This is a genomic window from Ruegeria sp. L12, assembly GCF_056531745.1.
The window spans coordinates 244,053-268,776 of the sequence record NZ_JBQFMH010000003.1; the positions used below are offsets into that span (position 1 = coordinate 244,053).

The following is a 24,724-nucleotide window of genomic DNA, read 5'->3' on the forward strand; positions in this document are numbered from 1 at the left end:
ATAGCCTCTGCTTGGGCGAATGCGACTGGCGAAATGTCCATCAGCATCAAAAATATGTTCATCAGACGCGGTTCTATCCATCAAGTAGCCACCAGAGGGTACAGAAAACCCGCCATTCCTTCGATCTTTCGGACAGGAGTGTAAGCGGATGGAAATTATCCTGCATTGCGGCGCACATCGGTGTGCAAGCACCAGTTTCCAGAACTATCTGAGCCGGAACACGCAGATACTCGCCAATCAAGGATTGGCATATTGGGGGCCGGAACGAACACGTTCCAATGGCCTCAACAGCCTAAACAAGCTAACGCCCGAGGTCTGTGACAGGATACGTCGCGAGTTGGACGCATGTCAGCAAGATGGTGCGATGCAGCTTTTGGTCAGCCAAGAAAACTTTGTGGGCTCGATGTCGCGCAATATTGCCTTGGCGTCACTTTATCCCGGTCTGCAGACGCGCGGGCATCTCTTGGCGCAGGCCTTTGGTGGCAGAGTGACCAAAATCGCTCTGAATATCCGAGCGTTGGACATGTATTGGTCTTCCGTGGCCGCCTACAAGTTCAAACGTGGCGGTGACCCTATAGAGCCGGCAAAATGGAAACGCATCGTGCAAAGCAAGCGGAGCTGGCGCGATGTCATCACCGACTTAAGTCACGCCTTCCCGAACGTCCCATTGCTCGTTCTGCCTTTCGAGGATTTCGCGGGCTGTCAGCAGGCGCAGCTTGCGGCGCTGTTGACTGGCCCCGCGCCCGCATTCAGTGACGGCCTTGCGCTGAATGCGGCACCCATGCCCGCGCCCCATGGGCTGAGCGCTGAACAGGCCATGAAGCTTTGGGCCGACTACGCCGATGATTTGGAATGGCTGGCCTCAGGTGCTGATGGGCGAGCCGAACTGATCTGCCGGACAGATGGAAATATGTGCGGGGCCACCCCCGCCGAAACCGGAATTGAACAGAGGAAACCGACATGACCGACACGAAAGACTGGCAGGCGCTGGCCGAGAAAGAGCTGCGCGGACGCCCGTTGAACGATCTGACCAGGGAAACGCTCGAAGGCATCGACGTCAAACCGCTTTATACACAGGAAGACACCGCCGATCTGCCGCATATGGGCACGCTTCCGGGGTTCGGCCCGTTCACGCGCGGTGTGAAGGCAACGATGTATGCCGGGCGTCCGTGGACCATTCGTCAATATGCGGGGTTTTCGACCGCCGAGGAATCAAACGCCTTTTACCGTCGCAATCTGGCCGCCGGGCAGCAGGGCGTTTCCGTCGCCTTCGATCTGGCGACGCACCGGGGATATGACAGTGATCACCCGCGCGTGGTGGGCGATGTCGGCAAGGCCGGTGTGGCCATCGACAGCGTCGAGGATATGAAGATTCTGTTCGATGGTATCCCGCTGGACAAGGTTTCGGTCTCGATGACCATGAACGGCGCGGTGATCCCGGTTCTGGCCAGTTTCATCGTTGCGGGCCAAGAGCAGGGGCATGACAAGGCCGTGCTGTCGGGCACCATTCAGAATGACATTCTGAAAGAGTTCATGGTGCGCAACACCTATATCTACCCACCCGAGCCGTCGATGAAGATCATCTCGGACATCATCGACTATACCTCGAACGAGATGCCCAAGTTTAACTCGATCTCGATCTCGGGCTATCACATGCAAGAGGCCGGCGCCAATCTGGTGCAGGAACTGGCCTATACGCTGGCAGACGGGCGCGAATATGTGCGCGCCGCGACCGAGGCCGGGATGGACGTGGACAAGTTCGCGGGCCGTCTGTCGTTTTTCTTTGCCATCGGCATGAATTTCTTCATGGAGATCGCCAAACTGCGCGCCGCCCGCACCCTGTGGCATCGGGTGATGACGGATTTCGGCGCGAAATCCGAGCGCTCCAAGATGCTGCGGACGCATTGCCAGACCTCGGGCGTCAGCCTGCAGGAACAGGACCCCTATAACAACGTGATCCGCACCGCCTATGAGGCGATGAGCGCGGTTCTGGGCGGCACCCAGTCGCTGCACACCAACGCTCTGGACGAGGCGATTGCCCTGCCCACTGATTTCTCGGCCCGTATCGCGCGGAATACGCAGCTGGTGTTGCAGGAAGAGACCGGCGTGACCGATGTGGTCGATCCGCTGGCCGGGTCGTATTACGTCGAAAGCCTGACCAATGAGCTGGTTGAAAAAGCCTGGGCTCTGATGGAAGAGGTCGAAGAGATGGGCGGGATGACCAAGGCCGTGGCCTCTGGCATGCCCAAGCTGCGGATCGAGGAAAGCGCAGCCCGCCGTCAGGCCATGATCGACCGTGGTGAAGAAGTCATCGTCGGCGTCAACAAATACCGCAAGGAACAGGAAGACCCGATCGATATTCTCGACGTCGACAATGTCGCCGTGCGCGAGGCGCAGGTGGCACGGCTTGAACGTATCCGGGCGACTCGTGACGAAGCGGCATGCCAGCAAGCACTCGACGCCTTGACTACCACCGCCCGTGATGGTGGCAACCTGCTGGCCGCCGCCGTCGAGGCCGCCCGCGCCCGCGCATCCGTAGGAGAGATCAGCATGGCAATGGAAAAGGAATTCGGCCGTCACCGCGCCGAGGTGAAAACGCTGGCCGGTGTCTATGGCGCGGCTTACGAAGGCGACGAAGGCTTTGCCGCCATCCAGAAATCCATCGAGGATTTTGCCGAGGCTGAAGGCCGTCGCCCCCGCCTGCTGGTGGTCAAGATGGGACAGGACGGGCATGACCGGGGCGCCAAGGTGATCGCCACCGCCTTTGCCGATATTGGTTTCGACGTGGATGTCGGCCCGCTGTTCCAGACCCCTGCCGAGGCGGCGCAGGACGCGGTGGACAACGACGTGCATGTCATTGGCATTTCGTCTCAGGCTGCGGGGCATAAGACGCTGGCACCTCAACTGGTGGAAGAGCTGAAAAAGGCTGGGGCCGAGGATATCATCGTCATCTGCGGCGGCGTGATCCCTCAGCAGGATTATCAGTTCCTTTATGATCATGGGGTGAAGGCCATCTTTGGCCCGGGCACCAACATCCCCGAGGCGGCGCAGGACATTCTGCGCCTGATCGGCGAAGCGCAGGGCTGAGAAGGCGGCAGGGGGGCTGTCTGCCCCCCATCGCGCAACGCGCGATTCCCCCCGAGGATATTTCTGGCCAGATGAAGATGCGGTTCCCTTATTGTCCGGGGGATGGAGATGGCTGTAAGCTTGGCGCTTCATGCTGGAGAATGGACGATGAGACTGGATCACCTGGCCGTTGCAGGCGAAACGCTTGGCGAAGCTTCGGCGCATATTGAAGACGCGCTGGGCGTGCGGTTGCAGGATGGCGGCAAGCACAAAAAGTTCGGCACGCATAACCGGCTTCTAGGCCTGCGCGAGGGGTTGTATCTGGAGGCCATTGCCATCGACCCTGAGGCCGCCATTCCACAAAGAACCCGCTGGTTTGATCTGGACCGGTTCAAAGGGTCGCCGCGTCTGACCAACTGGATTTGCCGGGTTCCTGATATCGAATCGTCGTTAGCCGTTTTCCCGGATGGCATCGGCCAGCCGATTGATCTGGACCGGGGTGCTTTGCGCTGGCGCATGGCGGTTCCGCCAAACGGGCGTCTTCCATTCGACAATCTGTTTCCGGCGCTGATCCAGTGGCACGGCGATCTGCATCCGGCGCAAATGCTGCAAGACAGTGGTTGCCGATTGCGTCGCCTGATCGTGTGCCATCCGGATGCGCTGGATCTGGCCAAGTCTTTGGGCGCGTTGGAGCGGGTCGTGTTTGACAGCGGTCCGGTGGCATTGCGCGCCGAAATCGAAACACCGCACGGGCTGTGGGTTCTGGAATGAACATCCGACAGGCGATGGCTAAGGATGCACCTGCGATTGCCGCGATCACCAACGCGATCATCCGCGACACGCTGGTCACCTTCACCACTGATGAACGCAGTGTTGAAAGCATCGTTGCGGATATCGAGGCCAAAGGTCCGGCTTTTCTGGTCGCCGAGCGCGAAGGTGTTGTGCTGGGCTTTGCGACCTATGGCAATTTCCGCTCTGGCCCCGGATATACGCAATGTCGGGAACATTCGATTCAGTTGGCACCTCAGACCAGAGGGCAGGGCGTCGGTCGCGCTCTGATGGCTGCGTTGGAGGATTGCGCAAAGGCGGATCAGGTGCATGTGCTGGTCGCAGGCATCTCGTCGGCCAACCCGGCAGCTATCGCCTTTCACGCGGCCATCGGCTTTGAACATGTGGGCCGTATGCCCGAAGTGGGGTTCAAGTGGGGTCAGCGATTGGACCTTGTCCTGATGCAGAAAATACTCGGCCCGCAGTCATCTGTCGCACCTGACAGGGACAAAAAGGCACGCTAGGGTGCGCCCATGTCGATCTGGACCAGAATAGCCGACGCGCTGAATGCGCTTGCCCAGGGCGAAAGCCTGACCGCGGTTTTTGAGAAACTGCGCACGCCGCCCGAACGTTCGGTGGCTTTTGCGATTGCCGTTGTGGCGCTTGGCGCCAAAATGGCCAAGGCCGACGGTCAGGTGACGCGGGATGAGGTCACCGCCTTCCGCGAAGTGTTTCAGATCGCGCCCGAGGATGAAGACGGGGCGGCCAAGGTCTTTGACATGGCACGAACAGATGTCGCGGGATATCAGGACTATGCCCGCCGGATTGCCCGCATGTTCGCCGAAGACAGCACCACCCTGTGCGACCTTATGGAAGGGCTGTTTCACATCGCGATGGCAGACGGGTTCTACCACCCGAACGAAAACGAGTTTCTGGAAGAAGTCAGCCGTATTTTCGGTCAGACCGACGCGCAGTTCATGGCCCTGCGCGCGCGTTTTGTGCCGGATGCGCCGAAAGACCCCTATACCGTGCTGGGCGTGCCCCGCGACGCTCCTCTGACCGAAATTCGCAAGGTTTGGCGGCAACTGGTGCGCGAGACCCATCCCGATGCGATGCTGGCGCGCGGCGTACCGGAAGAGGCGGTGCGGCTGGCCGAGAAAAAGATGATCGATATCAACCGCGCCTGGGATGAAATCAACGGCGCCAAGGTCTGATCCCATGCGATTGGCGACCTACAATATCGAATGGTTCGCCAATCTGTTCGACCGAAATGACACACTAGTCGTCGATGACAACTGGTCGGGGCGGCATGACGTGACGAAGGCCCAGCAGGTCGAAGCGGTGGCCAAGGTTCTGACAGCGATCGATGCCGATGCCCTGCTGATTGTCGAGGCTCCCAATACGGGTAAAGCCCAGAACACAGTGCGTGCCCTGCAGGGTTTTGCCGAAGCGTTCGAATTGCGCACAAGCCACGCAATCATGGGGTTTGCCAATGACACCCATCAGGAACTGGCCCTTCTGTACGATCCTAAGGTGCTGAAGGCCCGCCACGATCCGAAGGAGGCAGAGGACGCCCCCCGGTTCGATACGGACTTTCGCATCGATCTGGATGTGGATGCCACCGAAGATCAGGTGCAGTTTTCCAAACCGCCGCTGGAATTGGCGATTGAGACCGCCTCGGGGCGGGCGTTCCGCCTGATCGGCGCGCATCTGAAATCCAAGGCGCCCCATGGTGCCGGATCGCGGGACGAGATGATCCGGATATCGATTGCCAATCGTCGCAAACAGCTGGCGCAGGCGGTCTGGCTGGCCCGCCGGGTCACGCATCATGTCGCGGCGCAGGAATCGATTGTTCTGCTGGGCGATCTGAATGACGGGCCAGGGCTGGATGAGTTCGAACACCTGTTTGGCCGATCATCGGTCGAGATCCTGTTGCAGGCCGGGCTCTATGATCCCCATGCGGCCCGGGCGCTGGAGTTCCGCCCCGGCTCGGTCCCGGCCACCGCCCGATTTGCCCGCCCAAAGGAAGGCCGGTATCTCGAAGCACTGCTGGATTACATCATGATCAGCGAAGATTTGCGCGGCTATCAGCCGGACTGGCGCATCTGGCATCCGTTTCGTGATGCCGCCTGCTGGGGTAATCCCGAACTGCGCGATGCGCTGCTAACGGCGTCCGACCACTTTCCGGTGACTTTGGATATCGCGCTCTGACCTTTCACCCATGGCCATCCGTGATTATATTCCCGATATGCGACATCTGATGTTGATCTCTGCGGCCTGTACCGCGCTGGCCTTGCCTGCCCAAGCGCAGGAAGATTCGGGCAAATCGCTGATGGAGCGTGGGGCCGAGTTGTTTCTGGAAGGCCTGCGGCAGGAAATGGAGCCCACGATTGAAGACCTGCGCGGGCTTGCCGATCAGCTTGGCCCGGCCTTGCAATCCTTCATACAGGAAATGGGCCCCGCACTGGCCGACCTTGCGGAACAAGTACAGGATTGGAGCGCCTATGAAGCGCCCGAGATGTTGCCGAATGGCGATATCATCATCCGCAAGAAACCCAAGGACCAGCCCGAAGACCTGACGCCGCAGGAAGACCCCTCTGACGGGTTCACCGATATCTGATCATCCCCGCAAGATCACGCGCGGCTCGGATTTCAGTGCGGAAGCCAGCGAGTTTAAACGCGATTCGGCCACTTCGTTGAACAAGGGACCGGCCGCCTTGGGCAGGCGCAGCTCAAGGACTTGTTTCTTGGGATAAAAACGCAGTTTGCCCATGGTCGCATCGGTCTGCATCCACAGCATCGCCCCGAAGCGCAGCGCTTTGCCCAGAATCTCGGCCTGTTCCTGGCCGCGTTCGTCCAGCAACTCATAGAGATCGGTGAACCGGTTCCCCTCGCGTTTGTTACGATAGCGGTGTTGCAGGGCCAGTCCGATGAGTACCCGTTCCGAATGCTTTATCCCGCTCATATTGGCGCGGGTGACATATTCGAAACAGGCCTCGGCGCGATAATCGGGATGGGCGCGCCAGCTTACGTCATGCAGCAGGCAGGCGGCCTTGATCAGGCGCAGGCGCTGTGGTGGGGCTGATTTGAACAGCGGCTGGACAAAATCATACAGATGTTTGCCAAAGCCGGGCAGGCGGGCATCCTTGGCCTCGGCAAAGCGGCAGGCTTCGATCAGCGGGTCGCGGTCGCGCAGGCGCTGGGGCATCTGCTCGTACAGCAACCCTTCGCGGATACCATAGCTTGAGATGGCGATATCCTTGGGTTTGAACGTGCGGATCAGCCGCGTCAGAACATCCATCGCATAGGGGATCAGCGCCATACGCGAGCTGGACACACCAGCCATGACGCGCAACTCGGTCGGGTCGTTCTTTTCGATGAACTTGATGGTATCGCGCACCTGCGCCTGCGTCATTCGGTATTCATGCAGCACGTTCAGCGGATAGCCCCGGCGCAGCATGTCCAGCCGGGCAAAGGCACGCCAGCTGCCGCCGACCAGAAACAGGCGGTCGCGTTGCGGGCCCATCCGGTCGCGCATCTCTTCCAGCGTTTCCTTGATATATGCCTTGCGCGCCCGCCGTCCGCCCTTGATGTCGCGCAGTTTCAGCGGCCCAAGGGGCGAGGTCATCCGCCGCCCGACCTTGCCGCCACCGATCTCGGCCAGCTCCACCGAAGAGCCGCCGATATCGCAGATCAATCCATAGGCACCGGGCCATCCCAGCAACACGCCCTGTGCCGACAGCCGCGCCTCTTCCTCGCCATCGACAACGTTGATGATCAGCCCGGTTTCGGCCTTCACCTGCGCGCAGAACTCCGGCCCGTCGCTGGCCTCGCGCACCGCGGCGGTGGCGACTGCGTGCAGGGCGGGCAGGCCCAGATCGTTGGCAAGGTGCTGAAACCTGTGCAGGGCCGCCAGCGCGCGTTTTCGGCCTTCCGGGTTCAGTCGGCCCGTTTCAGACAGACCCGCGCCCAGTTCGCACATCACCTTTTCATTGTAGAAATAGGCCGGTGACCGTGCCGCGCCGTCAAAGATCACCATCCGGACCGAGTTCGACCCGATATCGACAACCCCGACCCGGGACAGCGCACGCGCTCCCGGATCTTCGAACAGTGGCCTTCCGAACAGCCCGTGATCCGGGAAATCAGTCTCGGCGATCTTGGTCATGGTGTCCCCAGGTCTTTTGCGCGACAGGATGCGAGATCGGCCTTCGCCGGTCAATTGCAGGCACCCGATTGTTCGGCTTCTGTGTTCAATAGACGCACCGCCAGCGCACGGGTGATATCGCGCTTTTCGGTCAGTGCGATGTCGTCCAACTGCTCGACCATCCGTGCGGCGGTTTCAAAGCTGCGGTCCATGTGCTTGACCAGATAGGCGATGACATCCGGCCCGGGGTTGAGCTGCCGGTCGATGAACAGCTTGGCCAACACCGCACCGAGCAGCGCGTCGTCAGGGGCGTCCAGCGCCACATGATGCGCCCCCTCGGCCCGGCTTTGCAGATCGGCCAGCGACAAATGCCATAGTTTCGGCGCCGCGCGCCCGGTCATCAGCAGGGCGTGGCCCTCGGCCAGAACCAGATTGTGCAGGTGAAACAGCGTTTTCTGCTGCTCGGAATCCGCAGCGATCACGGGGACATCCTCGACCGCGACCGGCGCGCGGGCAAGCTCGGGCACTTCGTCATAGCGCAAAGCGGCAGCCTGCACGATCCGCCCACCGGTTTCCGCCGCCCAGACATGGGCCAGATGGGTTTTGCCTGACCCCGCAGGGCCGCTCAGCACCAGCTTGTTGCCGGGCCACGACGTGGCCGAGATCATCGCAACCGCCAGTGCATTGGCGGGCGAGACATAGAAATCCTCGCGGCCCAAGGCAGTCTTGGACGGCAGATCAAAGCTGAGCTGTGTGGCCATTTATTCGTCGTCCTGCTGCAGCCCTTCAAGCCCGGTATAAAGGCGGCTACTCATATACTGCTCGGTCGCGAACCGCGCCAGCACGCCCAGGGCTGCGGCAACAGGGACAGCGACCAGCATTCCGACAAAGCCGAACAGCGCGCCAAATACCGACAGCGCCAGCAGCAGCCAGACCGGATGCAGACCGACCGAACTGCCGACCAGCTTGGGGGTCAGGAAGTTGCCCTCGGTCACCTGTCCGATGGCAAAGATACCGGCGACCAGCCCGACCTGCGCCCAGTCGCCCCAGAACTGAAACAGCGCCAGCCCGATGGCCAGCGAGCCGCCGATCAGCGCGCCCAGATAGGGGATGAACGTGACCAGCCCGGCAATGAATCCGACGATCAGGCCAAACTGCAGCCCAACCAGCATCAGCGCGACGGCGTAATAGGTGCCAAGGATCAGACAGACCGTGCCCATGCCGCGCACGAACGAGGCCAGAACCGCGTCGATCTCACCCGCCAGCCGCTTGATGGTGGGGGCGTGGTCACGGGGCAGCAGCTCTCCGATCCGGGCGATCATACGGTCCCAGTCCATCAGCAGATAGACCGCGACAACCGGCACGATGACCAGCAGGACCACCACGTTAATCGCCGAGCCCAGCGAGGACAGAACCGTTTGCAGCACATCCCCGGTCTTGGATTTCAGCGTTTCGCCGAACGAGACCAGCATCTGATGCGTGTTGGATTCGCGATCCAGCAGGGATGGGAACTGCTTTTCTATGAAGGCGCGCAATTCTTTGAACAGGGCGGGCAAGGTATCGACCAGATCCAGCAACTGGGTGATCAGCGCGGGCACCACCATCAGGATCATCAGCACAAAGCCCAGCACGCCGACCACGGTGATGATCCCGGTGGCAGCCATCCGCGACAGGCCCAGCTTTTCCAGCCGGTCGGCCACCGGATCAAGGAAATAGGCAATCGCGCCGCCGATGACGAAGGGTAGCAGCACATCGCCCAGCAGGTACAGAACCACCACAAAAACCGCTGTGGCAATGCCCCAGTATCTGAGTTGATCCTTCACCGGCAAAGCCATGGCGCGTTCCTTGTTGCACAGCGTTGCCGTGTTCTTGGCTCATGATGCCCGGCGATGCAAGCGCTTCATCGGTCGCGCATTTCGCGCTTCAGTCGGTCAGGGTGCCCAGTTCCGGTGTGTCCTCCGAGGCCGTTTCGTCAGGCCAGTTGGTGCGCCAGATTTCTGCCGACCAGTGGCCGCAATGCACCGCAGGCCGGTCAAAGCCCGGCTGGGCGGTTAGCAGCGGCGCAACCACGACGTCGTGGCGCGGAACTGCGAAATAGGGGAAGGAATAGCGTTCGCGCCCGGATCGATTGACCACCCGATGCGGGGTGGATTTCAACCGCCCGCCCGACCACAGCTCCAGCATGTCGCCGATATTGACCACAAATCCGCCGGGCGGACAGTCCGGCGTGATCCAACCGCCGGAGCGGGTCTGAACCTCAAGCCCACCGACCGGATCAGGCGCGATGATGGTCAGCGCGGACGTGTCTTTATGCGGGTGAATGCCATAGCCGCCCTCATCTGGTGCCTGCGGCGGGTAATGCAGCAGGCTCATGTTGGTCATCGGATCGCGAAACGCCGCGCGCAGGGCGTTTGGTTCCACCGCAAGCCCCACCTCTAACGCGCCGAGCAGCAGGTCGGTCACGCCATCAAGCTGTCGCCAATAGTCCAGAATGACATCGCGGGCCTCGGGCGTTTCGCGGGGCCAGATATTTGGCCCGTACAGCGCGCAATCGGCCCGGACCGGGGCATCCTCGGCCGTTTCGAAATGCAGCTTGTACCCCTCGTATTTATCCGCCGTGCCCGATCCGTCGTTCGGGGTGAAGAACCCCATCGGGATATATCCGCGATAGTTTTGGCGGGTGATGGCCTGATCCCATTTGCTGGTCTCTTCAACATCAAAGATCGCCCGGACGCAGGCGCGGACCTGATCAATGCGCTCGACCGTGATGCCAGTGCCAGTGATTGACAGAAACCCGATGCTGGTGCAGGCGTCCATGACCTGGGCAACCGTGGCTTGGAACCGCGGATCAGCCGGATCTGCCAGCGGTGAGATATCGATGGTGGGGATATGATCCATCAACTGATCCTAACGCCTTGACGCTCAAGCTCTTGATGCACCGGCGTCAGGTTCATACGGTCGAGCTCCTGATTGCTTTTCAGAGACAGGGCCGCAGCGATACCCGCGCCTTGTCCCATCACCGCGCAGCAGGACATGTTGCGTGTCGCGGCATGGGCCACCCGGTCTGACCCGTGCGAGCGGCCCGCCACCAGCAGGCCCTTGATGCCCTTCGGCAGCATTGAGCGATAGGGGATCTGCATGTACCGTCCCGTTGTCGGCAGGATCAGGATGCCGTAGCCGTCGATGAATTCGGGATAGATGCCGATGGTGTCCTCGAACCGGCCCTGATGGCGGGCGTCATCCTCGGTCATGTTATAGACCGCGTCGATCTTGCGGGTGTCGCGGATGCCGATGGTCATGCCAAAATTCCGCAGCCGAGCACTCTCGCAGCCGGGCATGAAGCGGCGCAGGGCGTCGATGGCCAGCATGGATTGCCGCCGCCCCTCGATCTCGCCCCGTGTCAGGCTGTCAGGGTCTGTGCCATCAATGCCGTCCAGATGGATCAGGTTCATGTAAGTCAGCTCACCCGTGTCGTGCATCGCCCCCCAGGTGCCCGCGATGGTGTTCAGATGCGGCGGGATCAGCCCTTCCTCGATGGCCTGCTGAAACGGTTTCTTGACGAAGGGCGAGAACATGTCGTCCTCTTTGCCCGTGGTTTCGATGTTCCATTCGCCACCGCCGCCCCAGTCCTTGTAGGTTTGCGGGTCGGCCTTGATCCCCTCCATGAAGGCCCGTTTATCGACACCGGCCAGATGGAACATCACCGAGGCCGCCATCATCCTCTCGGGCGCGGTCTTGTGGGTGGGCGCCCCCGCGCGATGGGCTACATCCGCGTCGCCTGTGGCGTCGATCACCACCTTGGCCAGAATCGCCTCGCGCCCGGCCTTGGATTCAGTGATGACGCCGGTGATCCGGTCACCCTCCATGATCGGAGCGACGAACTGACGGTGCAGCATCGGATGCACGCCTGCCTCTTCCACCAGCCGGTCGGCGACCAGCTTGAACCCTTCGCTGTCCAACTCATAGCTCAGCGACTGGCTTTCCGGCACTGCTGCGCCCATCTCTTTGGCGCGGGTCTCGAACTCCAGCCCGATGCCACCGGCCTCGACCGTCTGTTCGTGGCGGTACCAGGCGAACCCCTCGACCCCCACGGCGGTGATATTGCCGCCCATGCAACCGAACCGATCCATGAGCGTTACTTCGGCCCCAGCCCTTGCAGCTGCCAGCGCGGCGGACAAGCCAGCAGGGCCTGAGCCGACCACCAGAATGTCAGTTCGGTGAACCACAGGAATTTGGCGGGCCGGTTCCTGAATGGTTTGCATTTGCGTCCCCCTCGCAATCATGTTTGCGCCACCATTCCGGCTCTGATCTTGGGCGTCAATCGAAAAACCGACCCGGCTGGGGTCGCAAAAACGGCATTGCGCGATTGCCCCCGGCGGGGCTTTGGCATAATCAGCTTTGAAGTCGAATTCTCACCCGTAAAAGGTCCTCCAATGCGCCTCAGCCGTTACTTTCTGCCCGTTCTCAAGGAAAACCCCTCCGAGGCTCAGATCGTCAGCCACCGGCTGATGCTGCGTGCGGGCATGATCAAGCAGGCCGCCGCCGGGATTTATTCCTGGTTGCCGCTGGGCTTCAAAGTATTGCGCAAGCTGGAAAACATCGTGCACGAAGAACAGGCGCGGGCGGGTCACATCGCGATCCAGATGCCGATCCTGCAATCGGCGGACCTGTGGCGCGAATCCGGGCGTTATGACGATTACGGTCAGGAAATGCTGCGGATGCAGGACCGGCACGGGCGCGACATGCTGTACACGCCGACCGCCGAGGAGTTGGTGACCGATATCTTCCGGGGCCACGTCAGCAGCTACAAGGATCTGCCGCTGACGCTCTATCAGATCCAGTGGAAGTTCCGCGACGAAATCCGCCCGCGTTTCGGCGTGATGCGGGGGCGCGAGTTCTACATGAAGGACGGCTACAATTTCGACCTGACCAAAGAGGACGCGCTGCACGCCTATAACCGCCATCTGGTCAGCTATCTGCGCACCTATGAACGCATGGGTCTGCAGGCCATCCCGATGCGCGCCGATTCCGGGCCCATCGGCGGTGATGACACACATGAATTCCTGGTGCTGGCTGATACCGGTGAATCCGAAGTGTTTTATGACAGCGCCGTCACGGATTTGACCTTTGGTGATCGTGAGATCGACTATGACAGCCGTGAGCAATGTCAGGCGATCCTTGAGGAGTTCACCTCGAAATACGCGCGCACGGATGAAACCCATGACGAAGCGCTGTTCAATCAGATCCCCGAAGAGCGCCGCCGCGTGGCGCGCGGGATCGAAGTTGGTCAGATCTTCTATTTCGGCACCAAATATTCCGAACCTCTGGGCGCAACCGTTCAAGGCCCCGATGGCAAGCCGGTTCCTGTCCATATGGGCAGCCACGGTATCGGCGTCAGCCGCCTGATCGGTGCGATCATCGAGGCCAGCCATGACGACAAGGGCATCATCTGGCCCGAGGGCGTGACGCCGTTCCATTGCGGGATCGTCAATCTGAAACAGGGTGATGATGAGGCGGACGCGGCGTGTGACAAACTCTATGGCGCGCTGACCGCGCTGGGGCTTGAGCCGCTCTATGATGACCGCAATGAACGGGCCGGGGGCAAGTTCGCCACCATGGACCTGATCGGTCTGCCATGGCGCATCACCGTGGGTCCGCGTGGATTGAAAAATGGTGTGGTTGAACTGACGTGCCGCCGCACCGGCGAAAGCGAGGAACTCAGCCCCGAGGCCGCCGTGACTAAAGTTGCCGAGATTTATCAGGGCATCGCCTGATCCGGGCGATGCGCATCTGATATCACAGTGTCAGGGCGCCGGGCGTGCTGACACGATATCGCCATCCGCTTTGCTGCCGCGCGGGATGACGATGGGGCGTCCCATGCGCAGGACCAGATCACGCAGTTCGAAGCCGAGGAAGCGCAATCCGCAAATGCGTTCTCCGGTCGTGCGGTCTGAGATGCACAGTCGTCCCTGACGAAATGCCAGGTGATACCCCTTGTCGCTGAGAATGTCTGTCAGGCTGGCCCAGTTCGCTGCGCCGCTGAACAAGGGCCTGATCGCGGCCCGCAACAATGCGGCGCTTTCACAATCCAATTCCCTTGCTGCCTGCCGGGTCATAATCGGACCCGATCCTTCCATGTGTTCCTGAATACCCATTGAGCGAACCTCCGCTCTTCACTCTTTAAAATGTGTCCCCCATAAATAGGGTACAAAGTTTCTCACAATAATCAATTTGCGAAACAATATTGCGTGCCTAATGTTGCGATTGTGACTCAGTTGGGCCGCTAACGTTTCACATTGACTTCATAGCTGAAACAATAAGCCCTTGTCTGTGAAGGGGGTCACAACCACCGGTATATTTGAAATCTGGAATGTTCCCGCATGGACAGAGCCTCGCGGCGCCATTGCATATCGATTCGGAAGCCGTACCACGCCCAATGACCGTAGAATTGCCTGCCCGGGTTCGTGTGGCGAGAACCGGCTTGACCATCGGGCCAAATGCCGAAAGGGTCGCGCCGAACTGATCACCGAGGCAGCATGGCCAAGACACCACCGCCCTTCGCTCCATTCGAATGGAAAATCGCCTGGCGTTATCTGCGCGCCCGCCGCGCCGAGGGTGGCGTCAGCGTGATGACCTGGATTTCGCTGATCGGGATCACGCTGGCGGTGTTTGCCCTGATCGCGACGCTGGCGGTGCGGTCGGGGTTTCGGTCAGAATTCGTGGGCACCATTCTGGGGGCCAACGCGCATGTCACCGTATTCTCTGCCGGTGAGGTCACCGCACAGGGCCGGTTGGATCGCACCATCGCCGATTTCGACGGCATGGCGGATCGGATCGCGCAAGTGCCGGGGGTCGAGCGTGCCGCTCCGCTGGTCAAAGGGCAGGTGTTGATCACCAACGCCGACCGCAGCGCCGGGGTGCAGGTCTTTGGCATCCGTCCTCACGATCTGGCCGACTTGCCGGGCATTGCCGAAAGCGAACAGGCCTATGGCGACCTGTCCCGGTTCGCCGACGGTATCGCCATCGGCTCGGGCGTGGCGCGGTCCATCGGGGCGACGGTGGGGGATCGGGTCAAGCTGACCTCGCCCAACGGGGTGAAAACCGCGTTCGGGACGTCTCCGCGCGTGAATGCCTATGAGGTGGTCTATGTCTTCTCGGCCGGGCGCTATGACATCGATCGCACCCGCGTCTACATGCCGTTTGCCGAGGCACAGAGTTTCTTCAATCGCGAAGGCGTGGCCGATGAGATCGAGGTGATGGTCGAACGCCCCGAGGAACTGACCCCGATCCTGATCCCGATCCTTGAAGCCGCCGGAGAGCGCAGCCAGATCTGGACCTGGCAGGATGCCTCGGGCGGGTTCCTGCGCGCGCTGGAGGTCGAAGACAACGTGATGTTCATCATCCTGTCGATCCTCGTACTGATCGCGGCGATGAACATCGTCTCGGGCCTGATCATGCTGGTGAAGAACAAGGGCCGCGATATCGGCATTCTTCGCACCATCGGACTCAGCGAAGGGTCGGTGTTGCGGGTGTTCTTCATCTGCGGTGCGTTCACCGGCATCATCGGCACCGCGATGGGGGTCATTCTGGGCTGCCTGTTCGCCATCTATATCGACCCGATCTTCTCGTTCGTGAACTACGTCATGGGCGGTGGCGTCTGGGACCCCTCCATTCGCGGCATCTATGCCTTGCCCGCAGAGCTGCATCTGAGCGATGTTCTGAAGGCCATCGGCCTATCGCTGGGCCTGTCCTTCCTTGTCACCTATTTCCCGGCCCGCCGCGCGGCGCGGCTGAACCCGGTCGAGGCGCTGCGCTATGAATGATGTGACGCTGAGGCTCAGCGGTCTGACCAAGACCTATCTGCAAGGCACTCCCGGCGAGGTTCAGGTGCTGCGCGGTGCCGATCTGGAACTGCGCGCCGGTGAGGCGGTGGCGCTGGTTGCGCCTTCGGGCGCGGGCAAGTCGACCCTGCTGCATATCGCGGGCCTGCTGGATACGCCGGATACGGGCGCGGTCGAGATTGCCGGGCAGGGGGCCTCGGGCAAGGGGGATCGGACACGCACGGCGATCCGGCGACGCGATGTCGGCTTTGTCTATCAGTTCCACCATCTGTTGCCCGAGTTCACGGCGCTGGAAAACATCGTGCTGCCGCAACTGGCCAACGGCGCGTCCGAAAAAACGGCGCAGGCGCGGGCGATGCAGTTGCTCGACCACGTCGGTGTCGCGGCGCGCGCAGATCACCGGCCAGCCGCCTTATCGGGCGGGGAACAACAGCGGGTGGCCTTCTGCCGGGCGCTGGCCAATCAACCGCGCGTGCTGCTGGCGGATGAACCGACGGGAAATCTGGACCCTGAAACCTCGGATCAGGTCTTCGCGGCGCTCATGGCGCTGGTGCGGGACGAAGGTCTCTCGGCGCTGATTGCCACGCACAATCTTGATCTGGCGGCGCGGATGGACCGGATGCTGCGGCTGGAGGGCGGCGTTCTCAGGCCAGCTGAGTGATCGCGACGCCAGCGGCCATCACCGCAATACCCCCCGCCCGTATCCATGAAAGTGGCGTGACCTGCGCGCCAAACAGGCCGAAATGGTCGATGGCCGCCGCGCTGATCAACTGCCCCAGCAGCACGAAAAACACCGCGTTGCCGACCCCGAAATGCGGGGCGACATGGGTGATCGACAGCACATAAAAGGCGATCAGGACTCCGGCCAGAAACAGGTGCTTGGGGGCCTGCGCGGCCTTGGCAAACGCCTGACCTCCGGGCAGCAGGATCAATGCCAGCGCCGAGGCGGCAAAGGCGATGGCGAACAGCATGACAGCGGCTGTGTTGGGCGAGCCGATCAGCTTACCCAGCGCCGCGTTCAGGGCCGCGAGAATCGGAATGCCGAATCCCGCTGCCAGCATGATGGCTGCGTACTGTGTCATTTCGGGACTCCCTGCCGGCCTCGTTGATCTGGATCATTGCGTCATGGCGGCTGCCGGGCAAGCCTGTAAATGCCTGATTGTAGCGGAGGATGCGATGACAAACCGGTTACTCAAGACATGTCTGGTGGCTTTGACCGTGGCAGCCCCGGCTGTGCGGGCGCAGGACGTTGAGGCCGGGGCCGAGCTGTATCAGCATTATTGCGCCACCTGTCATGGGCTGGACGCAACGGGACATGGTCCGATGGCGGGGGTGCTGGTGATCCAGCCGACGAACCTGAAGACCCTGGCTGATGCGGATGGCGTCTTTCCCACCGCACGCGTGGTGGCGCGGATCGACGGGCGGGATCCATTGGTCAGTCATGGCAGCCCCATGCCTGTCTACGGCCCGTTCTTCGAAGGCAATGACACGGCGATCAAAACCCCGACCGGGCAGCCGATCCTGACCAGCAAGCCCATCGTCGATCTGGTTGCCTATCTGAAAACCCTGCAAGAGGGCTGAGCCTCAGCGGCAGATGCCCTCAACCTCGGCCCCTGCCCATGGCAGTTGCACGGCACTTGCGCGCCTGCTGCCGGGCAGGGTCGCGACATCGAAATGCGCGCTCAGCATGTCATGCAGCCGTTTGGTGCGCGGCGCATCCGGGTCCAGCGCGCGGCAGCAGACATATTCCTCGACAATCGCGCCTTGCTGTTCAAAGCCGTAGGACAGGAAATCGGCTGAGGTTCCCAGATCGAACAGGTAGGGGTCATCGTTGCGCCCGTGCTCAGCCGCTGCGCGCAAGGGGTGATAGCCGGTGGTATCGCGATTCTGCCATTGCCAGATATGGGTCAGCTCATGTGCCAGCAGCATCGCGGCGATCAGGTTCACTCGCTCGGGATATTGGGACATGTAGTCGTCCAGGTACCAGTCGCGGGTAAAATACACCCGGTTGAACAGCGCCACGGCGGCGGGCTTTCCGGTAACGGTTTCCTCTCTCACGGGCGGCAATATCCGCTCGCGGCAGGCCAGCCGTGGCCGCGCCTTGCGCGTATAAGTGATCGCCGCGACCGGTGCGCCTTCGACCAGACGCACGCGATCAAGGTTCAGCGTATCCCCCTGAATGTTCCCGGCAAATGCGCGTTCCTGCTCGGTCAGGGGGCGACCGCAGGAAGCGAATAACAGCAGGATCAAAATCAGAAGGGGGCGAACCATGTTTGAAAGCCTAATGCGCCCGCCTTGCTCTGCAAGCCGTTTTCACAGGCTCATTGCCAGAACCCGGCTGATTTCCGTCAGCGAACGCCCGGATTGGTCCATCCAAGTGTTGAAGGCCCCCTGCACGGCGGCCATCGCCTTTTTTGACGTGGCCGGTTTGTCGATCACCCCTTCGGCTATCAGACGGGCGGTCACGTCACGCGACAGCATAAAGCCATCCCGCCCGGCAAAACGCATAGCGAACTGAGCGGTCGTTCCGCCCAGCCGGGAGCCTCGTTTGCCCAACATTGCCAGCAATCCGATGAAATCTTCGGAGGGCCAGCCGCCCAGAACCTTCCCGGCGCCGCCTTCTTCCCGCAGTTCCAGCAGAAAGGCCGCATTGTCGCGCACGGCGGCAATCTTGGTGCCGTTGCGCACAATCCGGGTGTCCTGCAGCAAGGAATCGAATTTCTCGTCATCCATGAACGCGCAGCGTCCGACATCGAAACCGTCAAAAGCGGTCTCGAACCCGTCCCATTTCGACTCGATGACCTTCCAGTTGAAACCGGCCTGAAACACGGTCTTGGTGATGATCGACAGCCACCGGTCCTCGGGCATTGCCGCAAGCTCGGCAGGGGGTTTCGGTTTGCCCAGCTTCGATTCCAACGCGTCGGGCCCGCCATGACGGTCAGCGGCCATGGTGTAGATATCGTCAAAATGATGCATCGCCAGATCCCTCCGCGCGGTAAGGTTGGTCCTTTTTGCGCCGGTCTGACAAGGGGAAAGATGACGTAGATGCGTTGGAGTCGTTTTATAATTGACTAGTCAATCAATATCCCTAACCTGTCCGAATGAACGGTGCCGGGCGCGAGCGATACGTTGCGGGTGGGACTGGAGTGGAGGACAGATTCAAGCGCAGCGCAGAAAGTCGCGGCGGCTGTTACTGTTCCCTTTCCTTTTTCAGCCGAATTTGTGCATGTTGCGACAGGTGCCATCACCATAAATTCCGCCGGGCTGCGCGAGGGCGTAGTCCAAGGGCAAGCAGAACAAAACAGGGAGTAAACTCATGAAAAAGCTTAGCGTAAGCCTTTTGGCCATCGCCGTTGCCGGATCGGCCCATGCCGCCGATATGGGCGCAGTGGACGAGCCGATCAAACTGGCGATCAACGAATGGACCGGTCAGCACGTCACGACTCATGTGGCGGGTGAGATGCTGAAGGCCGCAGGCTACAACGTGGAATACGTGACCGCCGGCATGATGAATCAGTTCCAGGCGCTGGCCGATGGCGACATCGATGCGACGCTGGAAATCTGGTCGTCCAACGTATCCGACGAATATGCCAAGAAGATCGACGAAGGCACTGTGGTTGAAATCGGTGATCTGGGTCTCAACGCGAAAGAAGGCATTGCCTATCCCGCGCATGTGGCCGAGCTGTGCCCGGGCCTGCCCGCATGGGAAGCGCTGAAGGATTGTGCGCAGGTCTTCGCCACGGCTGAAACCCTGCCCGGTGGCCGTCTGGTCGACTACCCGGCCGATTGGGGCACCCCCGGCGCGGATCGCATGACCGGCCTTGAACTGCCGTTCAAAGCGGTTCCTGCGGGGTCTGAAGGCGCGCTGATCGCTGAACTGCGTGCGTCGACCGAGCGGAAATCGCCGCTGCTGATCACCTTCTGGCAGCCACATTGGGCGATGTCGGCCTATGACGTGCAGTTTGTTGATCTGCCAGCGGGCGAAGAGGCGTGCTTTAACGATCCCGCATGGGGTCCGAACCCCAACGCGGTGAACGATTGCGACTTCTCGCCCTCGCGCATCTTCAAGGCCGGTTGGAGCGGCATGGAAGAAAAATGGCCCGCCGCTTATGAAATCCTGACCAACTATCAGTTGGCGGTCGAAGACCAGCAGCCGATGATGGGTGCGATTGATGTTGACGGCGGTGCCGTCGAAGAAGTCGTCGCTGCATGGATGGCTGAAAACGAAGACAAGTGGCGTCCGGTCGTAGACGCGGCAACGAAGTGAGCCAGCCTAAGTGACTGACGCTACGACGCCAGCCATCGCCTGCCAGAATCTCTGGCAGGTGTTTGGCACCGGTGCTGACAAAGCCCTGACCGACGCGCTGTCTCGGTCAGGGAATGACGCCGACAAAGCCGCCACCTATCTGCGCGAAGCCGGGTTCATCCCCGCCGTTCAGGATGCCAATTTCGAAGTGCGCGAGGGCGAGCTGTTCGTCATCATGGGCCTTTCGGGCTCGGGCAAGTCGACGCTGATCCGCTGTATCTCGCAACTGCTGCCGGGCACCGGGGGCGAAATCCGCGTGGATGGCGAGAACGTCATGGGGGCCTCCAAGAAGGCCCTGACCGAGCTGCGCCGCAAAAAGCTGGGCATGGTGTTCCAGCATTTCGGCCTGTTCCCGCATATGACCGTGGCCGAAAACGTGGCCTATCCGCTGCGTGTACAGGGCGTGAGCAAAAAGGAACGGCTGGCCCGCGCGCAGGAAGTGATTTCGCTGGTCGGTCTGGAAGGCCGCGAAGACAGCTTCCCCCGGCAGCTTTCCGGCGGTCAACGCCAGCGTGTGGGGATCGCGCGTTCGCTGGCTGTGAATCCCGATATCTGGTTTCTGGATGAGCCGTTCTCGGCCCTCGATCCATTGATCCGTCGCCAGTTGCAGGACGAATTCCTGCGCATTCAGGCGACGCTGAAGAAATCCATCGTCTTCATCACGCACGATATCCAAGAGGCGCTGAAGCTGGCTGACCGCATCGCCATCATGCGAGATGGCAAGATCGTTCAGATCGGCACGCCGACAGATATCGTACTGCGCCCGGTGGACGACTATGTGCGTGAATTCTCAAAAGATGTAGCCAAAGGCCAGCACGCCAAGGTCGCCTCGGTGATGCGGGATCAGGCGGAATGCGGGCCGGATGATCCGGGTCTGACCACCTCGATGACATTGGATGCTGCGCTGGCGCATTGCATGGAATTGTATGAACCGGTACCGGTGCGCGATGCCGAGGGCAATGTCGTGGGCACCGTGCATCCGTCCGATCTGGCCGCTGCCTTGCAGGTTGACGAAACATGACCGCCGTCACGGACATCCCCGCGCGGCAGGCGCGGTTGACGGCGGGCGCGCAGGCGGCGCTGATCACGGTGATCATCGGCGCGGTTTGCCTTGGGCTGGAAGGCGTCGCCCCGTGGCTGGTCAAATGGCCCGCCGCGTGGGAATTGCCTGCAACTCAATGGGTTGGGGCATTTCTGGATTGGTTTCTGAACGGCATCAAACCTGCCATGCGGCTATTTTCGGACCTGATGACTTATCCGATGAATGCTGCCAACTATGTGCTGGGGAACACCCCGTGGCCGATCCTCATCGGTATCGTCACCGCTCTGGGCTGGTATCTGGGTGGCTTGCCCATGGCTGCGCTGGGCTTTATCGGCCTCAGCTTCGTTCTGGCCTCGGGCTATTGGGCCGAGAGCATGAACACGCTCGCCCTCGTCGCCGTGTCCGTGCCCGTGGCGCTGATCATGGGCGGCGCGATCGGCATCCTCGCCAATGAGGTGCCGCGGGTGAAGTCTTTCGTGCAGGCGGTGCTGGACATCATGCAAACGGTACCGACATTCGCCTATCTGACGCCGCTGCTGCTGCTGTTTGGTTTTGGTCCAGTGGTTGGCCTGATCGCCTCGGCCATCTATGCGGCGCCGCCGATGGCGCGCAACGTGATGCTGGGGTTGGAACGGGTGGAATCCGAGATCAAGGAAGCCGCCATCATGTCCGGCGGCACCCGCCTGCAGCAACTGTTTCAGGTCGAGATTCCGGCGGCCACCACGCAGATCATGGTCGGTGTGAACCAATGTCTGATGGCGGCCCTGTCGATGGTGATCATCGCAGCCGTCATCGGCGGTTTCAACGACATCGGCTGGGAGGTTCTGCTGACCATGCGCAAGGCGCAGTTCGGCGAATCCCTGATGGCCGGTCTGGTCATTGTCGTCTTCGCCGTGGTGATCGACCGGATGAGCGGTACTCTGGCCACCGAGCGCAAACGCTATGACAGCCGCGTTGTCTGGGCGATGCTGGGCTTTGCCGTGCTGTTCACAGCCGCCTTCTGGGCGTGGCTGCCCAACCCGTCCGAGCTGACCGTGCTGGACCCGATGGCCGGGGCAATTGACAGCGGCCTGACCGCGTTCACGCAAGCCAACGGGCCGTGGCTGGATGCGCTCAAGAACAACTCGCTGTTCTATGTGCTGCTGCCGCTGCGGATCGGACTGGACCAGGCGGTGCTGCCTTTTACCTGGGGCTTCCAGTGGACATCGGCCATGAGCTTCGGCCTCTTTGCCATTGGTGCCGCAATCGCGCTGCTGATGGCATGGCGCGGTCACCTGACCGGAGGGCTGGTGGTTCTGATTCTGATCGGCATGCTGGAAACCGGCATCGCCAACCTGCCATGGCCCTTTGTCCTGACCGGCGCTGCTGCGCTGGGCTGGGTCGCGGGCGGCTGGCGTCTGGCGGCGCTGTCGGTGGGTCTGCTCTGCACCATCCTTGTCTCGGGCCTGTGGGAACGCGCCTTGCTGTCGCTCTACCTCAGCGGCGCTGCGGTGTTCTTCTGCGCCGTACTGGGCGGGCTGATCGGTTTGGCCAGCGCGGTCTGGTCGCCGGTCTGGACTATCGTGCGTCCGATCTGCGACATGCTGCAGACGATCCCGCTGTTCGTGTTCCTGATCCCGGTGCTGATGGTGTTCCAGATCGGAGAGTTCTCGGCCTTCCTTGCCATCTGCGCCTATGCCATCGTCCCGATGATCCGCTATACGCGGCACGGGCTGGTCAACACACCGGATGAGATGATGGAGGCCGCCATCTCCAGCGGCGCGACCGAGTGGCAGATCATGCGCGACGTGCGCGCGCCCTATGCCGCGCCGACCATCCTGCTGGGGCTGAACCAGACCATCCTCTATGCCTTCGCCATGCTGGTGATCGCGGCGCTGATCGGCACCACCGGTCTGGGCCAGTCGATCTATCTGGCGCTGGGGCAGGCGGATGTGGGGCTTGGCATCTCAGCCGGGGCGGCGATGGCCATCCTCGCGCTGATCGCCGACCGTATGGTGCAGGGCTTTGCTGAAGAACGGCGCAAAGCACTGGGTCTGTAAAACAAGGCAGGGGCGGGCAACCGCCCCATGCCTCACTTGATTTCGGACAAAGACCGGCCCGCCGTCACGATCTAAACCGGGCGCAACACGTTCGGAGACTTTCATGACCGGTTGGGGCCTTTTCCTCGCAGCACTCGCCACCTTTCTGCTCAGCCACATGATCCCGGCGCGCCCGGCGGTGCGCGGCTGGCTGATCGGCACTTTGGGCCGCACCGGGTACTTCACTGCTTATTCGTTGGTGTCGCTGGCGATTCTGGGCTGGCTGATCATCGCCGCCGCCAACGCACCTTATGTCGAGGTCATCCCGCCGCTCACCGTCTTCCGGTGGCTGCCCGTGCTGGTCATGCCCGTCGTTTGCTGGCTGGCCGTTGCCGGGCTGTCGATCCAGAACCCGTTTTCCTTTGGCGGGCTCGGGCAGCGCCCGTTCGACCCGGAAAACCCCGGTATCCTGCGCACCACGCGCCATCCGATTCTGGTTGCCCTGATGCTTTGGGCGCTGGCGCATCTTCTGGCCAATGGCAGCCTGTCACACGTTATCCTGTTCGGCCTGTTCGCTGGGTTTGCCGCGATGGGCATGACCCTGATCGACCGCCGCACCGCCCGCATTATGGGGCCGGAGTGGCACCGTCTGTCCCGCAACACCGCGCGCCTTTCCCTGCGCCCCCCGCGCCCATGGCCGCGTCTCTGGGTCTGGCTTGCCGCCATCGCGGGTTACGCGATTCTCCTCCACCTGCACACACCTGTGATCGGGCTTTCCCCGCTGCCCTAGCGCCTTGGAGTGGCCGAACTGCCCCGCCCGTGCTATCTGATCTGTCACCAATCGAAGTCTTGAGGTCCCAAAATGCATCTGGCCTATGTCACAACCACCGACCGCGGCGCGACCGACCGCCTGCTCAGCGCGTTTGCTGAGGCTTTGACAGATGCGGGCACCGCGTTGTCGGGCGTGGTGCAAACCAACACCGAATGCGCCGAAGGCTATAAATGCGACATGGACCTGAAGGTGTTGCCCACCGGAGAGACCATCCGCATCTCGCAATCGCTGGGCAAGAACGCGCGCGGCTGCCGGCTGGACCCGGCCGAGTTGGAGCGCGCCGTGGGTCTGGTGACACAGTCGCTGGACAATGCTCCGCAACTGCTGATCATCAACAAATTCGGCAAGCACGAGGCCGACGGGCGCGGCTTCCGCCCGCTCATCGCCGATGCGCTGGAACGTGGCATTCCCGTGCTGGTCGGCCTCAACCAGCTCAATATCGAGCGGTTTCAGGAATTTGCTGGCGGAATCGCGGATGCGCTGGACCCTGACCTCGGCAGCCTGACCGATTGGCTCGACAGTATTCGTCAGACCGATACGCAACGAACGGCTTGACCCTTGCCGCGATGCAACGCTTGCGCGCGGCCCGGACACGGAAACGTGAAAAAACTGGACTCGTTGCAATACATCAGGTCTAGCTTCGGCCAGAATGGCAATCCGGTAGCTTGACCAGTAATAGGCGCACCGGCCGGTTCGGGGCGCCAAAT

At 61.4% G+C, this 24,724-nt stretch carries 25 protein-coding genes; 16 read left to right on the forward strand and 9 right to left on the reverse strand.

The features are described from left to right. The first annotated feature begins 148 nt into the window (after nucleotides 1–148). The 7 genes from ACR0K9_RS06650 to ACR0K9_RS06680 all read left to right on the forward strand — a co-directional run bounded on the left by ACR0K9_RS06650 (nucleotide 149) and on the right by ACR0K9_RS06680 (nucleotide 6,454). Nucleotides 149–964 carry a hypothetical protein gene (locus ACR0K9_RS06650; protein ID WP_480530127.1) on the forward strand — a complete coding sequence of 272 codons (816 nt, stop codon included), beginning with the start codon at nucleotides 149–151 and terminating at the stop codon, nucleotides 962–964. After that, nucleotides 961–3,087: a methylmalonyl-CoA mutase gene (gene scpA, locus ACR0K9_RS06655; protein WP_480821737.1), complete on the forward strand. Its 2,127-nt coding sequence runs from the start codon at nucleotides 961–963 to the stop codon at nucleotides 3,085–3,087. Before ACR0K9_RS06650 ends, scpA begins: the two co-directional genes overlap by 4 nt. Nucleotides 3,088–3,234: 147 nt before the next feature. Continuing rightward, the gene (locus tag ACR0K9_RS06660; RefSeq protein ID WP_480821739.1) at nucleotides 3,235–3,837 is read left to right on the forward strand and encodes a VOC family protein; all 603 of its coding nucleotides are present in this window, start codon (nucleotides 3,235–3,237) and stop codon (nucleotides 3,835–3,837) included. Further along, on the forward strand, nucleotides 3,834–4,358 hold the full coding sequence (locus ACR0K9_RS06665; RefSeq protein WP_480530121.1) for an N-acetyltransferase family protein: 525 nt from the start codon (nucleotides 3,834–3,836) through the stop codon (nucleotides 4,356–4,358). Before ACR0K9_RS06660 ends, ACR0K9_RS06665 begins: the two co-directional genes overlap by 4 nt. Before the next feature lie 9 nt (nucleotides 4,359–4,367). Continuing rightward, the gene (locus ACR0K9_RS06670; RefSeq protein ID WP_480530119.1) at nucleotides 4,368–5,048 is read left to right on the forward strand and encodes a TerB family tellurite resistance protein; all 681 of its coding nucleotides are present in this window, start codon (nucleotides 4,368–4,370) and stop codon (nucleotides 5,046–5,048) included. A 4-nt stretch (nucleotides 5,049–5,052) separates the two neighbouring features. Next, nucleotides 5,053–6,045: an endonuclease/exonuclease/phosphatase family protein gene (locus ACR0K9_RS06675; RefSeq protein ID WP_480821741.1), complete on the forward strand. Its 993-nt coding sequence runs from the start codon at nucleotides 5,053–5,055 to the stop codon at nucleotides 6,043–6,045. A 10-nt stretch (nucleotides 6,046–6,055) separates the two neighbouring features. Further along, on the forward strand, nucleotides 6,056–6,454 hold the full coding sequence (locus ACR0K9_RS06680; RefSeq protein ID WP_480821743.1) for a hypothetical protein: 399 nt from the start codon (nucleotides 6,056–6,058) through the stop codon (nucleotides 6,452–6,454). Here the strand turns inward: ACR0K9_RS06680 and ACR0K9_RS06685 are convergent, their stop codons facing one another. The 5 genes from ACR0K9_RS06685 to ACR0K9_RS06705 all read right to left on the reverse strand — a co-directional run bounded on the left by ACR0K9_RS06685 (nucleotide 6,455) and on the right by ACR0K9_RS06705 (nucleotide 12,261). Next, nucleotides 6,455–7,999, reverse strand: a complete 1,545-nt coding sequence (locus ACR0K9_RS06685) for a Ppx/GppA family phosphatase (protein WP_480530113.1) — start codon at nucleotides 7,997–7,999, stop codon at nucleotides 6,455–6,457. Nucleotides 8,000–8,049: 50 nt separating this feature from the next. Next, nucleotides 8,050–8,739 (reverse strand): P-loop NTPase family protein, encoded by a 690-nt coding sequence (locus ACR0K9_RS06690; protein ID WP_480821745.1) that lies wholly within the window; start codon nucleotides 8,737–8,739, stop codon nucleotides 8,050–8,052. Then, complete coding sequence (locus ACR0K9_RS06695) at nucleotides 8,740–9,813, reverse strand: AI-2E family transporter (protein WP_480821747.1); 1,074 nt, start codon at nucleotides 9,811–9,813, stop codon at nucleotides 8,740–8,742. It abuts the gene before it with no gap. Between the two features lie 88 nt (nucleotides 9,814–9,901). After that, nucleotides 9,902–10,876 carry an isopenicillin N synthase family dioxygenase gene (locus tag ACR0K9_RS06700; RefSeq protein WP_480821749.1) on the reverse strand — a complete coding sequence of 325 codons (975 nt, stop codon included), beginning with the start codon at nucleotides 10,874–10,876 and terminating at the stop codon, nucleotides 9,902–9,904. Further along, complete coding sequence (locus tag ACR0K9_RS06705; RefSeq protein WP_480821751.1) at nucleotides 10,876–12,261, reverse strand: FAD-dependent oxidoreductase; 1,386 nt, start codon at nucleotides 12,259–12,261, stop codon at nucleotides 10,876–10,878. The genes ACR0K9_RS06700 and ACR0K9_RS06705 overlap by 1 nt, the downstream gene beginning before the upstream one ends. Before the next feature lie 150 nt (nucleotides 12,262–12,411). Here ACR0K9_RS06705 and proS point away from each other — a divergent pair, with 150 nt between their 5' ends. Further along, nucleotides 12,412–13,752 (forward strand): proline--tRNA ligase, encoded by a 1,341-nt coding sequence (gene proS / locus ACR0K9_RS06710; RefSeq protein WP_480821753.1) that lies wholly within the window; start codon nucleotides 12,412–12,414, stop codon nucleotides 13,750–13,752. 30 nt (nucleotides 13,753–13,782) lie between these two features. Here the strand turns inward: proS and ACR0K9_RS06715 are convergent, their stop codons facing one another. Next, nucleotides 13,783–14,133, reverse strand: a complete 351-nt coding sequence (locus ACR0K9_RS06715) for a hypothetical protein (RefSeq protein WP_480821755.1) — start codon at nucleotides 14,131–14,133, stop codon at nucleotides 13,783–13,785. A 381-nt stretch (nucleotides 14,134–14,514) separates the two neighbouring features. On the opposite strand from ACR0K9_RS06715, the gene ACR0K9_RS06720 reads away from it, so the two are divergent. Both ACR0K9_RS06720 and ACR0K9_RS06725 read left to right on the forward strand, forming a co-directional pair. Further along, a complete protein-coding gene (locus tag ACR0K9_RS06720; protein WP_480821757.1) occupies nucleotides 14,515–15,801 on the forward strand; it encodes a lipoprotein-releasing ABC transporter permease subunit in 1,287 nt (428 codons plus the stop codon). Continuing rightward, complete coding sequence (locus tag ACR0K9_RS06725) at nucleotides 15,794–16,480, forward strand: ABC transporter ATP-binding protein (protein WP_480821759.1); 687 nt, start codon at nucleotides 15,794–15,796, stop codon at nucleotides 16,478–16,480. Before ACR0K9_RS06720 ends, ACR0K9_RS06725 begins: the two co-directional genes overlap by 8 nt. Here the strand turns inward: ACR0K9_RS06725 and ACR0K9_RS06730 are convergent. Then, nucleotides 16,464–16,901 carry a DMT family transporter gene (locus ACR0K9_RS06730; RefSeq protein WP_480821761.1) on the reverse strand — a complete coding sequence of 146 codons (438 nt, stop codon included), beginning with the start codon at nucleotides 16,899–16,901 and terminating at the stop codon, nucleotides 16,464–16,466. The two genes, ACR0K9_RS06725 and ACR0K9_RS06730, sit on opposite strands and share 17 nt — an antisense overlap. A gap of 94 nt (nucleotides 16,902–16,995) precedes the next feature. Between ACR0K9_RS06730 and ACR0K9_RS06735 the strand changes: the two genes are divergently transcribed. Continuing rightward, complete coding sequence (locus tag ACR0K9_RS06735) at nucleotides 16,996–17,400, forward strand: c-type cytochrome (protein ID WP_480821763.1); 405 nt, start codon at nucleotides 16,996–16,998, stop codon at nucleotides 17,398–17,400. 3 nt (nucleotides 17,401–17,403) lie between these two features. Here ACR0K9_RS06735 and ACR0K9_RS06740 read toward each other — a convergent pair whose 3' ends face one another. Together ACR0K9_RS06740 and ACR0K9_RS06745 are read right to left on the reverse strand one after the other, a co-directional pair. Next, the gene (locus ACR0K9_RS06740) at nucleotides 17,404–18,090 is read right to left on the reverse strand and encodes a hypothetical protein (protein WP_480821765.1); all 687 of its coding nucleotides are present in this window, start codon (nucleotides 18,088–18,090) and stop codon (nucleotides 17,404–17,406) included. Nucleotides 18,091–18,132: 42 nt separating this feature from the next. Further along, on the reverse strand, nucleotides 18,133–18,795 hold the full coding sequence (locus ACR0K9_RS06745; RefSeq protein ID WP_480821767.1) for a DNA-3-methyladenine glycosylase I: 663 nt from the start codon (nucleotides 18,793–18,795) through the stop codon (nucleotides 18,133–18,135). Nucleotides 18,796–19,135: 340 nt separating this feature from the next. On the opposite strand from ACR0K9_RS06745, the gene ACR0K9_RS06750 reads away from it, so the two are divergent. From ACR0K9_RS06750 to ACR0K9_RS06770, 5 genes are all read left to right on the forward strand, one after another. Next, nucleotides 19,136–20,086, forward strand: coding sequence for an ABC transporter substrate-binding protein (locus ACR0K9_RS06750; RefSeq protein ID WP_480530088.1), 951 nt, complete (start codon nucleotides 19,136–19,138; stop codon nucleotides 20,084–20,086). A 10-nt stretch (nucleotides 20,087–20,096) separates the two neighbouring features. After that, nucleotides 20,097–21,146: a quaternary amine ABC transporter ATP-binding protein gene (locus tag ACR0K9_RS06755; RefSeq protein WP_480821769.1), complete on the forward strand. Its 1,050-nt coding sequence runs from the start codon at nucleotides 20,097–20,099 to the stop codon at nucleotides 21,144–21,146. After that, on the forward strand, nucleotides 21,143–23,206 hold the full coding sequence (locus ACR0K9_RS06760) for an ABC transporter permease (RefSeq protein WP_480821771.1): 2,064 nt from the start codon (nucleotides 21,143–21,145) through the stop codon (nucleotides 23,204–23,206). The genes ACR0K9_RS06755 and ACR0K9_RS06760 overlap by 4 nt, the downstream gene beginning before the upstream one ends. 103 nt (nucleotides 23,207–23,309) lie before the next feature. Then, the gene (locus ACR0K9_RS06765) at nucleotides 23,310–23,975 is read left to right on the forward strand and encodes an NnrU family protein (RefSeq protein WP_480821773.1); all 666 of its coding nucleotides are present in this window, start codon (nucleotides 23,310–23,312) and stop codon (nucleotides 23,973–23,975) included. 72 nt (nucleotides 23,976–24,047) lie between these two features. Continuing rightward, nucleotides 24,048–24,572, forward strand: a complete 525-nt coding sequence (locus tag ACR0K9_RS06770) for a DUF2478 domain-containing protein (RefSeq protein ID WP_480821775.1) — start codon at nucleotides 24,048–24,050, stop codon at nucleotides 24,570–24,572. Nucleotides 24,573–24,724 lie beyond the last annotated feature (152 nt).